The sequence below is a fragment of the Maritimibacter sp. UBA3975 genome, from assembly GCF_002384975.1.
Taxonomy (GTDB): Bacteria; Pseudomonadota; Alphaproteobacteria; order Rhodobacterales; family Rhodobacteraceae; genus Maritimibacter.
Genome location: NZ_DGCP01000005.1, coordinates 1 through 13,438, shown reverse-complemented (window position 1 = coordinate 13,438; position 13,438 = coordinate 1). Strand labels below are relative to the sequence as shown.

The window sequence follows — 13,438 nt, the reverse complement described above, 5'->3', positions numbered from 1 at the left end:
GCTCGTGGTCCCCGCGCCACCTTTTCCGTCCGGGAACACATCATGGATAGCAGCCCCGCCCCCCGGCCCGTGCGCCGGGTGATCCGGTTCATCGAACGCATCGCCGGCGTGATCCTTGGCCTCGTCACGATCCTCATCGTGGCCTCGGCCATCGGGCGTTACGGCTTCGCCCGTCCGATCCCGGACGCTTTCGACGTCTCGCGCCTGATGCTCGGCATCGCCATCGCCTGGGGCATGGCCTCGGTCGGTTATCACGGCAGCCACATCAAGGTGGACCTGTTGGCACAGGCGCTGCGCCCCGCCGCGCGCAAATGGCTCAACCTCTTCGCCTGGGCGGTGCTCTTCGCCTTCACCGCCGTGATGACGTGGAAAATCTTCGGACGGGTCATGTCCACGATGGGCGGCGGCGACTCCACGATGGACCTGCGCCTGCCGCATTGGCCCTTCTTCCTCGCCATATGGGCGGGGCTCATCGCGGCGCTCTTCGCCATCGCTGTGCGCATCTGGCTCATCGCCCGCTCGAACAGCGATCTGGGCGAGTTCGACGGGATCGACGAAAAGCTCATCAAGGACCAGAAGAAATGAGCAACGAGCTTATCGCAGGTGGCGGCTTCGTCATCCTCTTCGCCCTCATGGCCGTGCGTGTGCCCATCGGGATCGCCATGGGCATCGTCGGCGTGGGCGGGTTCGCCAGCGTCGTGGGGCTCAAACCCGCGCTGAACCTGCTGTCCAATTCGCCCATCGCGGCGATCACCGATTTCAACCTCACCCTCATTCCGTTCTTCATCCTGATGGGCGTGCTGGCCACCAATTCCGGCATGTCCTCGGAGCTGTTCCGCGCGGGACGCGCCTGGCTGGGAGGTTTCAAGGGCGGCCTCGGCCTTGCCTCCGTCGGGGCCTGCGGCGGCTTCGCGGCAATCTGCGGCTCCTCGGTCGCGACGGCTGCGACCATGACCAAGATCGCCTATCCGGAGATGAAAAAGGCAGGCTACAGCGACGCCTCGGCCACCGGTATCATCGCGGCAGGCGGCACGCTGGGCATCCTGATCCCACCCTCGGTCGTCCTCGCGATCTACGGCTTCATCACCGAAACCGACATCGGCACGCTGTTCATCGCGGGCATCGTGCCCGGCATCCTCGCGCTGCTTCTCTACATGCTCACCGTGCGGATTTGGTACGGTCGTCAGCTCCCCGCCGCCGAGCCCTTTCGGCTGAGCGAAGGGCTCTCGGCGCTGCGCGGCGTCTGGGCCGTGGGCCTGCTGTTCATCGCCGTGATCCTGTCGATCTATTTCGGCATCGTCACGGCGACCGAGGCGGCCGCGGTCGGCGCGCTCCTCACCGCACTCATCGGGATCGCGCGCGGTCGGCTGAACATGTCCAGCCTGCTCGACAGCTTGGTCGAGGCGCTGCGTACCTCGGTCGCGATCTACACTGTCCTGATCGGGGCCACCCTGTTCGGCTACTTCCTCGCCATCACCCAGGTCCCGCAGGACATCACCAGTTTCCTGACCGAGATCGGCGGCGGGCGCTACGGCACGCTGGCCCTCATCCTGCTGTTGTTCTTCGTGATGGGCTGCTTCCTTGACGCGATGGCGATGATCATCCTGATGGTTCCCATCGTCTTCCCGGTCGTGACCGCGCTTGGCTTCGATCCGGTGTGGTTCGGCGTCATCATCGTGATGACGGTCGAACTCGGCCTCATCACGCCGCCGGTCGGCATGAACGTCTATGTCATCAATTCGATTGCCAGCCGGGTGAGCCTGACCACGATCTTCAAGGGCGTCACGCCCTTCGTGGTGATCGACATCTTCCGCCTCATCCTGCTTATCGCCTTCCCCGCGCTCGTGCTGTTCCTGCCGTCGAGCATGAACTGATGGGCGATACCGGGATCATCCGCGACGTGGCCGATCTCACCGAACCTGACGTGCTGGCACACGCGGTCTCCTACCGCATCCGGCTGCTTCAGATCGCCTCCTACAAGGCGTTCGAGCAGAAGGCGACCGGCCACGGCTCCGCCCCGCGCTACTTCGGGATGCTGAAGCTTGTCGAGGCCAACCCCGGCATCACACAGACCCGGCTGGCGGAGGCGATCTTTCTCGACCGTTCCTCGCTTGTCCCGATCCTCGACACGCTGACACGCGAAGGCTGGATCGAGCGGCGCAAGGCCCCCGAGGACCGGCGCGTGCGCCGGGTCCACCTGACCCCGGACGGCGCGCAAAAGCTCTCGGCACTCGAGGTCGAAGTGCGCGCGCACGAAACGGCGCTGACCGACGGGCTGAGCCAGGAGGACAAGGACCGGCTTCTCGTCCTGCTCGACCGGCTGGATACGAACCTGCGACGACTGCACCAGGATCAGGCATGACCATCAGGACCGCATCGGACATCGCCACGCTCGAAGCGCGGGGTTTCGACACTGTCTTCCCACATCAAACCCCGTGGGACATCCTGCGCCATCAGGCCGCGACCCGGCCCGACGCGGTCGCGATCCGCTATATCCACGATGCCGCCGACCCCAGCCGTGACGAAGCCGTCACCTATGCCGATTTCGCCAGCCGTGTCATGGGGGCCGCACGGCTGTTTCGCGCGAATGGCGTGACGGCGGAGAAATCCGTGGCGATCCTCACCCAGCACACCGTATCCGCCCAGACCGCCCTGTGGGGCGCGCAGGTGGCGGGGCGGGCCTGTCCGATCAACCCGATGCTCAAACCAGATCACATCGCATCGCTGATCCGCGCGGCGGATGCCGGAGCGGTTGTCATCATGGGGGTGAACGGCGAGCTGGACTATTGGTCGGCGCTCGTGCCCGCCCTGCGGGCCGAAGGGATCGACCTGCCGATTTTCGCTTGCGACGCCGACGCGGACAGCCCCGGCGCCGATGGCGTCTTCGAGGAGCGGATCGCCCGCCCCGGCGAAGACATCGTGCCGGAAGGCGACCAGACCGCGCTCGCCGCCTTCTATCATACCGGCGGCACCACCGGCGCGCCGAAGCTCGTGCAGCACATGCGGCTGAACGAAGCGCATGTCGCCCGTTCCTGCGCGCTCATGCACGACCTTGGTCCCGAGGACGTGGTGGTGAACGGCTTTCCGCTGTTCCACGTCGCGGGGGCTTTCGTTTATGGCCTGTCCACCATCTCCGCCGGCGGCACGCTCGTCGTGCCCGGTCGGCTCGGGATGCGCAACGCGGCGTTCATGGGGTCGATCTGGCAACAGGTGGAGCGCCTTGGGATCACCGTTCTCGGTGTCGTGCCGACGATCCTCGCGACGTTGAAAGCCACGCCCGTCGACGCGGACATCTCGACGCTGAAATGGCTCCTTACCGGCGGCTCTCCCCTGCCGACCGAGCTTGCCGAGGCGGCAGAGGCGCACACGGGCGTCCCGGTGCGCAACATCCTCGGCATGACGGAATGCGCGGGGGCCATCGCGGTGGAGCCGGTGCAGGGCTCGCGCACGCCCCTGTCCTGCGGCTTGCGCATGCCGTTCTCCGAGATCGCGATCTTTGGCGAGACCGAGGGGGACGCGGACCCGGCCAAGCCCCTTGCACCGGGCGAAACCGGCATCGTCGCCTTGCGCGGCCCCAATGTCGCTGCGGGCTACTCCGACCCCGCACGCAATGCGGGCACGTTCCTCGATGGTGGTTGGCTCGTCTCCGGCGATCTGGGGAGGGTCGACGACGCGGGGCGGCTGTTCATCGTCGGGCGCAAGAAGGACGTGATCATCCGGGGCGCCCACAACATCGACCCACAAATGATCGAAGACGCGCTGTTGGCGCACCCGGACGTTCTCAACGCCGCTGCCGTGGGTATGCCAGATGCCTATGCCGGCGAACTCCCCGTCGCCTTCGCCGAAACCCGGGCGGGCGCGACAGTGACCGAAGCCGCGCTCATCGACTTCCTGCGCGACCGGATCGAAGACCCGGTGGCCCTGCCGAAACGGGTCGGGATGGTCGAAGCCATGCCGCTCACGCCAGTCGGCAAGATCTTCAAGCCGACCCTGCGCGCCGAAGCGATCCGCTGGGCCATTGCGGCGGCTGGCGAGACGCTCGGTGTGAGCCCCGACGTGCGCGTGGATGACAAGCTCGCCACGACCGTCGCGGTGCCGGCGGACAGGTTTGGTGAGATGCGCGACGCACTCGCGGGGATGCCGATCACCCTCACGGTCGTCGCGATCTGACAGGTGCGACGAAAAAGGGCGGACCCGCAGGCCCGCCCCTCTCAATTCAAATCGTGTGCGGCTTAGTTGCCGGTGGCGTTCTCGATGTCGATCGACACGCCCGGGCCCATCGTCGAGGAGATCGAGACCTTCTTCAGGTACGAGCCCTTCGCGCCGGCCGGCTTGGCCTTGGACACGGCGTCCACGAACGCGCGCACGTTCTCGGCCAGCTTGCCTTCGTCGAACGAGGCTTTGCCGATCCCGGCGTGGATGATCCCGGCCTTCTCGACCTTGAACTGGACCTCACCGCCCTTGGCGGCTTCCACGGCTTCCTTGATGTCCATCGTCACGGTACCGACCTTGGGGTTCGGCATCAGGTTACGGGGACCGAGAACCTTACCCAGACGGCCGACGACCGGCATCATGTCGGGTGTGGCGATGCAGCGATCGAAGTCGATCTTGCCGCCTTGAACGGTTTCCATCAGGTCTTCGGCGCCCACGATGTCGGCGCCGGCTGCCTTGGCTTCCTCGGCCTTGTCTCCACGGGCGAAGACGGCCACGCGGACCTCTTTACCGGTGCCGTTCGGCAGCGACACCTTGCCACGGACCATCTGGTCGGCGTGGCGCGGATCGACGCCGAGGTTCATCGCGATCTCGACCGACTCGTCGAACTTGGCGGAGGCGTTGGCCTTCACCAGAGCGACCGCGTCCTCGACGGTGACGTTCATCTTGTCGGCGAACTGCTCACGGGCGGCGCGGGTGCGTTTTCCAAGCTTTGCCATCTTACTTCACCTCGATGCCCATGGAGCGGGCGGAGCCCAGGACGATTTTCATCGCTGCTTCGATGTCGTTGGCGTTCAGGTCTTTCATCTTCGCTTCCGCGATTTCCTTGACCTGTGCGACCGACACGGTGCCGACGGTGCCACGGCCCGGCGTGCTTGCGCCCGACTTCAGCTTCGCGGCCTTCTTCAGGAAGTAGGACGCCGGGGGCGTCTTGATGTCCATCGTGAAGGACTTGTCCTGGTAGTAGGTGATCTCGGTCGGGCAAGGCGCACCCTGCTCCATCTCCTGCGTCTTGGCGTTGAACGCCTTGCAGAATTCCATGATGTTGATGCCACGCTGACCGAGGGCGGGACCCACCGGCGGCGAGGGGTTGGCTTGACCTGCAGGAATCTGCAGCTTCATCTTGCCAGCAAGTTTCTTGGCCATCTGGCCTCTCCTTATTCCAACAGCCTCCCGACGCGTCGCGAGGCCTTTGTTGCCGTGGTCAGGTCCGGACGTCGCGACGCCCTCGCCTCCCACAAAAGATGAACAGGGCACGCGCGAGGCTGCCCTGAACGGGGCGGAAATACCGCCTCGTCCCGCCAATGGCAAGGGATTCGTTTGCAGCCCGCGCCCGCCGCCCTATCCTGCCGACCGAACGCGGAGGCCACGGTATGATGATTACCGACATCGAGGACTACTTCACCCGGGGCTGCGGGCGCTGCGACCGGTTCGACACGCCGGATTGCTCGATCCAGCAGTGGAAGAGGGGCCAGAACACGCTGCGCGAGATCTGCCTCGACATGGGCCTGTCCGAGCATGTGAAATGGGCGCATCCCGTCTACATGCACGCTGGCCGCAACATCGCTCTGATGGGCGCTTTTCGCGGCGACTTCCGGTTCACCTTCATGAACGGTGTTTTGCTCAAAGACCCCGAGGGCGTGCTGAAGCCCGCCGGGCCGAATTCGCAGGTCCGGAACGTCCTCTTCTTCACCTCCAACGACGACCCCGCCCAGATGGAGCCGATCATCCGCGCCTACCTCGCCGAGCTGATGGAGTACGCCGAACGCGGCGTGAAGCCCCCCAAGGTCGTGCGCGAGGTCGAGATACCCGAGGAACTGACCGAAGCGCTCGACGCCGACCCGGAGCTCGCCGAAGCCTTCGCCGCCCTCACGCCGGGGCGCCAGAAAAGCTATACCTTCAACCTTAACCAAGCCAAGAAGCCGGAGACCCGCTTCGCGCGGATCGAGAAGTTCCGCGACAAGATCTTCGCAGGCAAGGGCGCGATGGACCGCTAGCTCAACGTCCGGACAGCAGGCTGAAGGCCCAGTCGGTATCCGCGTCTTCCTCGCCGGCCAGAACCACCGCGATGTCGCCCGTAGTCCGGTCCATCACAACGTCCGAGGAAAAGCCAAGGTCGCCACCGGAATGACCCACCCAGTCACCCGAGACGACGATACCCATGCCATAGTCTTCGCCGATCGGGTCTATCAGCATCTGCGCGCGCATCGCGTCCGACAGGAGGCGTTCGGAGCCGAACAACGCGTCGTAGAAGGCCACGAGATCGCGCGCGGAGGCGAGCACACCGCCATCCCCGAACCCTTGATGTGCGTAGTAGTCCCGGACATGGCTCCGTCCCGCATGGCCGCGGGGAAATCCCTCCGGCAGCGCGCGTGACCCGGCCACGAAACTGTCGAGCATTCCTGCGGGTGCAAAGACCTCGCGCGCCATGACCTCGGCGTAACTGTCACCGCTCAGGGTCTCCAGCACGATCCCGAGGATCAGGTAATTGGTGTTCGAGTAATCGAAATCGGTGCCGGGCGCGAAAATCGCTGCTTCCGGCAGGGCATAGGTGAGGGCCACTTCGGGCTTCTGGACCCGATCCGGATCGTCGCGGGCATCCTCGACGTAATCGGGCCAGTAATACTCACCCAGCCCGCTGGTCATGGTCAGAAGATGGCGGATCGTCACCCCGTCCAGACCGTCGAGATCGGGCCAGTCGTGGTCGATGGTGGTGACGGGATCATCGAGATCCAGATCTCCCCGTTCGACCAGCCGCAGCACCGCTACCGCCGTCATGGTCTTCCCGACCGATGCGACGGCAAAAGGGGTGCGCTCGTCTACTCCGTCACCCGATACGTCCAACACAGGCTCCCCGCCGATATGCGCATACCGCACCCAGGGCGTCTCATGCGCCCAAAGACCCTGCGGCAGCAGGAGCAACGCCAAAAGCCACGCACCACGCAAAAGAAAACCCCTCCCGGACCCACGTCCCGAAGGGGTTAGCATGTTTTCGCGAAGACGCGTGAGCAGCTTGTTCAGTTCTGCTTGGAGACCTGCGTGTATTCCAGCTCGACCGGCGTGGCGCGGCCGAAGATGGAGACCGAGACCTTTAGGCGCTGGTTGTCCTCGTCCACGCCCTCGACCATGCCGTCGAAGCCCTCGAACGGGCCGTCGGTGACATTGACCTTTTCGCCGATCTCGAAGGTGATCAGGGTGCGCGGCGCTTCCACGCCTTCCTCGACACGGCCAAGGATCGCCTCGACCTCCGCATCGCGCATCGGCATCGGGCGGCCCTGCGGACCGAGGAAGCCGGTGACGCGGTTGATCGAGTTGATGAGGTGATAGCCCTCGTCGGACATTTCCATGTGGACGAGCACATAGCCCGGCATGAAGCGGCGCTCGGTCGGGACTTTCTTGCCCCGGCGCACTTCGATCACTTCTTCGGTCGGAACCAGAACCTCGTCGATCTCTTCACCGAGATCGGCGTCGACCACGGCAGTCCTGATCTGCTCGGCGATCTTCTTCTCGAAGTTCGAGAGAACGCTCACCGAATACCACCGTTTCGCCATCGTGCTTGTCCTGTTCCTGCGGGCGACGGACGCCGCCCTTTTCAACTTTTGCCCCGGGGGTAAAAAACGGGCGTGCAATTCGAATCATTGCACGCCTGCGGGGAATGGTCGCTCATCTACCGCCGTGCGCGGGGTTTTTCAAGCCTCGCCGCACCGGGCCCGGTCGGGGCCGCACTGCGGCCCGCCTTCGGCGTTGTCAGCCGAAGACGCCGAGGATGCCGGTCAGACCGCTGCGGATCGCAAGATCGACGAGCGAGAAGAACACGGCCACCAGCGCGGTAAGCGCGATGACCATCCCGGAGGTCAGCATGACTTCGCGGCGCGTGGGCCATGTGACCTTCGACACCTCCGAGCGAACCTGCTGGATGAACTGGAACGGGTTGGTCCTGGCCATGAGTTTCCCTTCTCGCGTAACCAAGGCGGCAGATACGCCACGCGGCGGGGGTTTTCAACCCGCGTCTCACCGCAACGCGCGCGCCGGGCAGGATCAGCGCAGGGCGCGGGCCTGTTCTGCGAAGCGGTCGAATGGGTCGGCTTTCATCCGGTCGCACATGTCCACGTTGACCGCCATCGGGCTTGCAGGCTTGCCCCGGCCTCCCGATTTCACCCAGGCGCGGCTGCCGGAAAGGCGCGCCCCGATCCGGGCCGCCGGATCGGCGGTGAGCGGCGGCTCCGCACCATGAGGACGGGCCTGCGCCTCAGCGACACGACGTCCGCCCCGCAGCCGCAACAGGATCGTCATCGCCATCAGGATACCGGCCAGCGTGTAGAACACCATCGGTTCGGCGAAGGGCACGATCCCCTCGACAGGCAGGCTTACCATCTGCGCACCGGGGCCGGTGAGGTATCCGCAGGCCGCCAGGATCGCGGCAAGACCGAACAGGAAGCGCACAGGCCTCCCCCGCTTCGCGGCGACCTGCGCAGGTTTTTTGGGCGCCCGCACAGGCTCGATCTCCTCGGGCGCCGTATCAGGTGCCATGCGGCCGGCTGCCCGGATGGCCGACTGCATTTTCATGAAACGCACGGCGATGATGAGGACCGACAAAGGCAAGACAACGAAAAGCGCCGCGATCGGCAGAACGGTGACCAGCGCGGCAAGGTCGGAATTGCCGCGCCCCGCCAACACGAGCGCCAGCGTCACCGCGCCAAGCATAAGCCCCCCGCCGCCAAAGATCGTGCGCCGAACCGCCTTGCGAAACCGTTTGCGCGCCACGTCTGCGAGCCGGGCCGCACGCGTGTGCTGCGCCTTGGGCGTGGGTGCGGCCTCTGGCGCGGCAACGGGCGGCGGCGCATTGCGAAGCGCGATCCGGCCCAGCGGGCTGTCTGGCGCGATATCCTTGGACAGCTCCACGTCGCGCGACCTGGCCTTGAACGTATAGTCGTAGTCCATCGCCTTGTTCGCGCCGGCGGGCGCCTGCACCTGCACGGCCTTGCGCGGATCGATGGCCCGCGACGCCGCGCTCGGCTTGCGGCCCCAGCCGAACATGCGCTTGGCCAGCCCCAGAAGCGCGATGGCCAACGCCGCCGCCCAGAAATTCTTGCGCGCGCTCTCGGGCGCACCCTGCGCTGCCAGCGCGACCTCGCGCCCTTCGAGGAAAGGGTCGAGGTAGAAGAAATCGTCGGCCTTGCGCAGCCCCTGCTCTGCGATGGCGTCGGACACCATCGCCGACATCGACTCGCCGGTGCTCGCAAAACCGCCGAAGCGGAACACGGGGACATCGCCCTGATAGGCGGCGATGAAGTCGTCGATATTGTCGATGAAATGGTCCCGCTCACGCGCGGTGAACACGATGGCCGCGCGTACGGTGCGCGAAGCCGGGTCGTCGCCCACACCGAACACCATGTAAAGATAGCGTTCCGAGGTCTTCACGCCGTTCGTGCGCTTGGTCAGGGTGTAATTGTAGTCGGTGTTGATCCAGCCGACGACATTCACCTCGCGGGCCGGGCCGATATGCACTTCCTCATCGAACAGGGCGAGATCCACCGGATCGGGCGCGCCCAGTTCGAGCGCCACGCCGCGCGCGGCCTCGGCCTCCATCTCGTGAGAATAGACTTCCTGGCCCAGGTACGCGACGCCGCCCGCGATCGGCACATAGGCCCACCACGGCAACATGAAGAAGAGGATAATCAGCCTTTGCACAACCTACCCCGGAGCAAACATCGCAGGGTCATATTTCACAGGACAATTCGGGCGGCTTTGGGGCGCTGTCGGGGTAAAATGCGGGGAACGAGGGCGGCACGGTATGGCTAACCGGCGGGTCTGGCAGGGGCAGCAGGGCTCGAACCCGCGACCTACGGTTTTGGAGACCGTCGCTCTACCAACTGAGCTATACCCCTAGGACCGGCCCGGGAGATACGCCATGCGCCGGTTCGTTTCAAGGGCAATATGCCCCGTCCTTGGCGGCTTTCGCCCTGCGTGCTAATCGCGGTCCATGACAGCGCGCGATTTTTCGATTTTCGACGACAGCCCGTGGTTCCCGGGCGGCCCCGACCGGCTTGGACACGCGCGCGCCGTGCCCACGATGCTGGCCCATGAAGAGGAGCTTTTGCTCCACTGGCTGACCGCCGAATGGGCGCGCGGCGACGGTGCCGTGGTGGACCTTGGCTGTTTTGCGGGCGGCTCGACCGCCCGTCTGGCCGAGGGGCAAAAAACGGCGGGTCACACCGCCCCGATCCACGCCTGGGACAGGTTCGGCGCGGACGAGGCGACCAAGCGCCGCTGGCTCTACCCGGCAGGGGTCGCACCGTTCGAGGGCCAAGACCTCCTGCCCGCTGCGACCGCGTTCCTCGCCCCCTGGGCCGACCGCGTCACGCTGCACCAGGGCGACCTGCGGGAGGAGGGCTGGGACGGCGGCCCCATCGAAGTGCTGGTCATCGACGCATCCAAGTCCACCCAGACGCTCGACGCCATTGCGCGGAGTTTCTATCCGGCGCTGCGCCCCGGCGCGGTCATCGTCCAGTGCGGGGCGCTCCACTGGCGCGAACCGTGGGTGGTCGCGCAGATGACGCTCCTGCGCGACTGGGTGACGCCCGTCGCTCATGCCCACGACACCACGCTTGTTTATGGCGTGACCCGTGCCATGGACGATTTCGCTGTGCGCGAAGGGTTGACGACCGGCCTCAGGGATTCGGCGCTCACAGCCATCCTGAAGTCGGCCCGACCCGTCTATGACGACTTCGCCCTGACCGAACATCTGGACACGGCGCTCGCCGGGATCGCCCGCTCCCCGGGTATCCGCACGGCGTGGAAGATGGTGCCGGACGCCTGAGCCTCAGAAAACGGCCAGCGCCATCATCACCAGCCCGATGACCGCCACGGTCCAGGCCAGCGTCCGCACCCCGGGAATCCCGGTGAGGTAGAGCGGCAGATAGGCCACGCGCGCGAGCACGAAGATCATCGCCCCGGTCGTCGCATCCGCCTCCAGAAACACCGCCAGCAGCGCCAGCACGATGAACACTGGCAGGCTCTCCTGCCAGTTGGCCAGCGCCCGCCTGGCCCGTCCGGCGAGCGGGCCGGGCTTGGGCAGATCGTCGCGCCCGGCCATGTGAGTCGAGATCCCCTCGGTCGGGAAATAAAGCATGGTCGGCGTCAGAACATAGACGACGTGCAGGACGATCGCGGCCAGAATCCAGGTCAGCATCAGGTATCTCCTCCCTCAATGAACTGACCCGACCCTAGCCGCGTAACCCCCCATCACCTAACGCTGTTTTCTAAAGACCGCGTGAGCGAAGGCAGTCGTCCAGTGCGCCGACATCCGCCGAGGCCAGCACTGGGACGAGGGTGCGGATGTCGTCCGGGTCGCGGTCCCACCACGCCAGCCGGTCGAGCCGGTCGCAGACCGCGTCAGGGAAGCGCCGCCGGATCACCCGGCCCTGATTGCCCGCCACGATGGACCACGACGGTACGTCCCGCGTGACCACCGCGCCGGAGCCCACGATCACACCGTCGCCCAGCGTCACGCCCGGCATGATCCGGGCGCTGTCACCGATCCAGACGTCATTGCCGATCACGGTATCCCCGCCCTTGGCGAATTCCTCGGCGAAGAGGTCCATGAGCGAATGGTCGAAGACCGCGAAGGGAAAGCTCGTGAACCACCGCTTCGGATGATCCGCCGAGGATGTGATGAACCGGGTGCCATTGGCGAACTGGCAGAACTTGCCGATCACCAGCCGCTCGGGCGCGCCCGGATGCAGGTAGGGCGCGATCCGGGCCGCGTAGTCCGTGACCGGCTCGAAATCGTTGTAATAGCTGTAGTCGCCCACCTCGATATTCGGGTGGTCGATCACGGATTTGAGCCAGACGGTATTTTCATAGGTGCTGCCATCGGGCAGCGTGATGGGGTGACGCGCGTTCGCGTCGAGAAACGGGACAGCCATGCTGATCTCCTGTCATTGCGTTGCAAGAAAGGGTGAGATCAGCTCTTGTCCATTTGCGCCTCCATCAGTGGTGGGCAGTGAATAACATGTATCGCCCGCGCGGAAAACCCTGGCGTCAGCGGCGGCGTCGCCCGATCCGGATCCAGCGCACCCGCCAGAGAAAGAACACGAGCGCCGCGACCAGGACCGTGAGCCAGCCCACCAGCCAGTAGAACGCGTCGCCATCGTTCACCCCCGGCATCCCGCCCACGTTCACGCCGAACAGCCCGGTCAGGAACCCGAGCGGCAGGAAGATGACCGAGACGACCGACATGACGAACATGTTGCGGTTCAGCCGGTCCGAGAGCTGCCCCGACAGCTCCTCGCGCAGGATCATCGCCTGGTCGCGCAACTCGTCAAGGTCTTCGACGATCCGCGTCATCTTGACCGCCTCCTCTTCGATCTCGCGATGGGTTTCGGTGTCGATGAACGGCACGTCCGCCTCGGCCACGGCGCGGATCACGTCGCGCTGCGGGGCGATGAAGCGTTTGGCCGCAATGACCTGAAGCCGCATGTTCACGACCGCGCCGCGCAGGTGATCGCCGACCTCCGCGACGATCTGTTCCTCCAGCGCCTCCGCCTGCGTGTCGAGATCGCTCTGAAATTCACCGATCCGGCCGGTAATGTCCTCGATAAGCGCAACAAGAAACGCGCCGGCCGTCTCTGGCCCCTGCCCTTGCGACAGCGCAGCATCCAGCCGCTCGATGGCACGCACGCGGCGCAGCGACACGGTGACGATCCGGTGCGCGTCGATCCACAGGCGCAGCGAGATCATGTCCTCGGGATCTTCGCCCTCGTTGAAGTTGATCGCGCGCAGGATGATCATCAGCCCGTCGCCCAGCCGCGACAGGCGCGGGCGCGAGGCCGGATCGACCAGCGCCTCCACCGCCTGCGGGTCGAGATAGTCGAGGTGCTGCGCGATCCATGTCTCGGCATCATCGTGTGTGCCGTCGATATGCACCCAGCCCAACGTGTCGTCCCGTAACACCGCGCGCAGCTCATCCTCACCGATGGACTGGCCGCGGTTCGGGCCGTTCAGAACATGGGCATACTGGATATGGGTGTCGGTCATGGCCGCAGGATGGTCGGGCCGCCGGGAAAAGGGAAGGGTTCTCGGACTTGGACCGCAACGGGTGCGGCGAGGAGTGCCCGTGACCACTGGAGCGGACAAGGAAAAGGGCCGCGACTGGCGCGGCCCTTCTGAGTGTCTTCAACCGGTTTGGTCCACTTTAGCGGACCCGGTAATTACTCGACGATTT

Annotated in this window: 15 protein-coding genes and 1 tRNA gene; 6 read left to right on the top strand and 10 right to left on the bottom strand. The window is 65.5% G+C overall.

Going from position 1 to position 13,438, the window contains the following annotated elements; genetic code table 11:
• The first annotated feature begins 42 nt into the window (after positions 1 to 42).
• The 4 genes from B2585_RS04125 to B2585_RS04110 are packed head-to-tail and all read left to right on the top strand — an operon-like array spanning position 43 to position 4,170.
• Positions 43 to 585 carry a TRAP transporter small permease gene (locus tag B2585_RS04125; protein WP_292020300.1) on the top strand — a complete coding sequence of 181 codons (543 nt, stop codon included), beginning with the start codon at positions 43 to 45 and terminating at the stop codon, positions 583 to 585.
• On the top strand, positions 582 to 1,874 hold the full coding sequence (locus B2585_RS04120) for a TRAP transporter large permease (protein WP_292020296.1): 1,293 nt from the start codon (positions 582 to 584) through the stop codon (positions 1,872 to 1,874). Before B2585_RS04125 ends, B2585_RS04120 begins: the two co-directional genes overlap by 4 nt.
• A complete protein-coding gene (locus B2585_RS04115) occupies positions 1,874 to 2,362 on the top strand; it encodes a MarR family winged helix-turn-helix transcriptional regulator (protein ID WP_292020295.1) in 489 nt (162 codons plus the stop codon). The genes B2585_RS04120 and B2585_RS04115 overlap by 1 nt, the downstream gene beginning before the upstream one ends.
• Positions 2,359 to 4,170, top strand: coding sequence for an AMP-binding protein (locus B2585_RS04110; protein WP_292020293.1), 1,812 nt, complete (start codon positions 2,359 to 2,361; stop codon positions 4,168 to 4,170). The genes B2585_RS04115 and B2585_RS04110 overlap by 4 nt, the downstream gene beginning before the upstream one ends.
• A gap of 62 nt (positions 4,171 to 4,232) precedes the next feature.
• Here the strand turns inward: B2585_RS04110 and rplA are convergent, their stop codons facing one another.
• Positions 4,233 to 4,931 carry a 50S ribosomal protein L1 gene (rplA, locus tag B2585_RS04105; protein WP_292020290.1) on the bottom strand — a complete coding sequence of 233 codons (699 nt, stop codon included), beginning with the start codon at positions 4,929 to 4,931 and terminating at the stop codon, positions 4,233 to 4,235.
• A gap of 1 nt (position 4,932) precedes the next feature.
• Positions 4,933 to 5,358 (bottom strand): 50S ribosomal protein L11, encoded by a 426-nt coding sequence (rplK, locus tag B2585_RS04100; protein ID WP_292020289.1) that lies wholly within the window; start codon positions 5,356 to 5,358, stop codon positions 4,933 to 4,935.
• Between the two features lie 227 nt (positions 5,359 to 5,585).
• Between rplK and B2585_RS04095 the strand changes: the two genes are divergently transcribed.
• Complete coding sequence (locus tag B2585_RS04095; protein WP_292020287.1) at positions 5,586 to 6,209, top strand: YdeI/OmpD-associated family protein; 624 nt, start codon at positions 5,586 to 5,588, stop codon at positions 6,207 to 6,209.
• Position 6,210: 1 nt separating this feature from the next.
• Here the strand turns inward: B2585_RS04095 and B2585_RS04090 are convergent, their stop codons facing one another.
• From B2585_RS04090 to B2585_RS04070, 5 genes are all read right to left on the bottom strand, one after another.
• Complete coding sequence (locus tag B2585_RS04090; RefSeq protein WP_292020285.1) at positions 6,211 to 7,140, bottom strand: serine hydrolase domain-containing protein; 930 nt, start codon at positions 7,138 to 7,140, stop codon at positions 6,211 to 6,213.
• An 89-nt stretch (positions 7,141 to 7,229) separates the two neighbouring features.
• Entirely contained in the window at positions 7,230 to 7,763 is a 534-nt protein-coding gene (nusG, locus tag B2585_RS04085) for a transcription termination/antitermination protein NusG (protein ID WP_292020284.1), read from the bottom strand.
• A 196-nt stretch (positions 7,764 to 7,959) separates the two neighbouring features.
• On the bottom strand, positions 7,960 to 8,157 hold the full coding sequence (gene secE, locus B2585_RS04080) for a preprotein translocase subunit SecE (protein WP_292020282.1): 198 nt from the start codon (positions 8,155 to 8,157) through the stop codon (positions 7,960 to 7,962).
• 93 nt (positions 8,158 to 8,250) lie between these two features.
• On the bottom strand, positions 8,251 to 9,903 hold the full coding sequence (locus B2585_RS04075; protein ID WP_292020280.1) for a hypothetical protein: 1,653 nt from the start codon (positions 9,901 to 9,903) through the stop codon (positions 8,251 to 8,253).
• 121 nt (positions 9,904 to 10,024) lie between these two features.
• Positions 10,025 to 10,100: transfer RNA gene (locus B2585_RS04070), tRNA-Trp, on the bottom strand.
• A gap of 95 nt (positions 10,101 to 10,195) precedes the next feature.
• Here B2585_RS04070 and B2585_RS04065 point away from each other — a divergent pair.
• Positions 10,196 to 11,032: a class I SAM-dependent methyltransferase gene (locus B2585_RS04065; protein ID WP_292020278.1), complete on the top strand. Its 837-nt coding sequence runs from the start codon at positions 10,196 to 10,198 to the stop codon at positions 11,030 to 11,032.
• Positions 11,033 to 11,035: 3 nt separating this feature from the next.
• Here the strand turns inward: B2585_RS04065 and B2585_RS04060 are convergent, their stop codons facing one another.
• The 3 genes from B2585_RS04060 to B2585_RS04050 all read right to left on the bottom strand — a co-directional run bounded on the left by B2585_RS04060 (position 11,036) and on the right by B2585_RS04050 (position 13,251).
• The gene (locus B2585_RS04060) at positions 11,036 to 11,404 is read right to left on the bottom strand and encodes an MAPEG family protein (RefSeq protein ID WP_292020276.1); all 369 of its coding nucleotides are present in this window, start codon (positions 11,402 to 11,404) and stop codon (positions 11,036 to 11,038) included.
• A 70-nt stretch (positions 11,405 to 11,474) separates the two neighbouring features.
• Complete coding sequence (locus B2585_RS04055) at positions 11,475 to 12,140, bottom strand: CatB-related O-acetyltransferase (protein ID WP_292020274.1); 666 nt, start codon at positions 12,138 to 12,140, stop codon at positions 11,475 to 11,477.
• Between the two features lie 115 nt (positions 12,141 to 12,255).
• Entirely contained in the window at positions 12,256 to 13,251 is a 996-nt protein-coding gene (locus B2585_RS04050; protein WP_292020272.1) for a zinc transporter ZntB, read from the bottom strand.
• Positions 13,252 to 13,438: the final 187 nt, after the last annotated feature.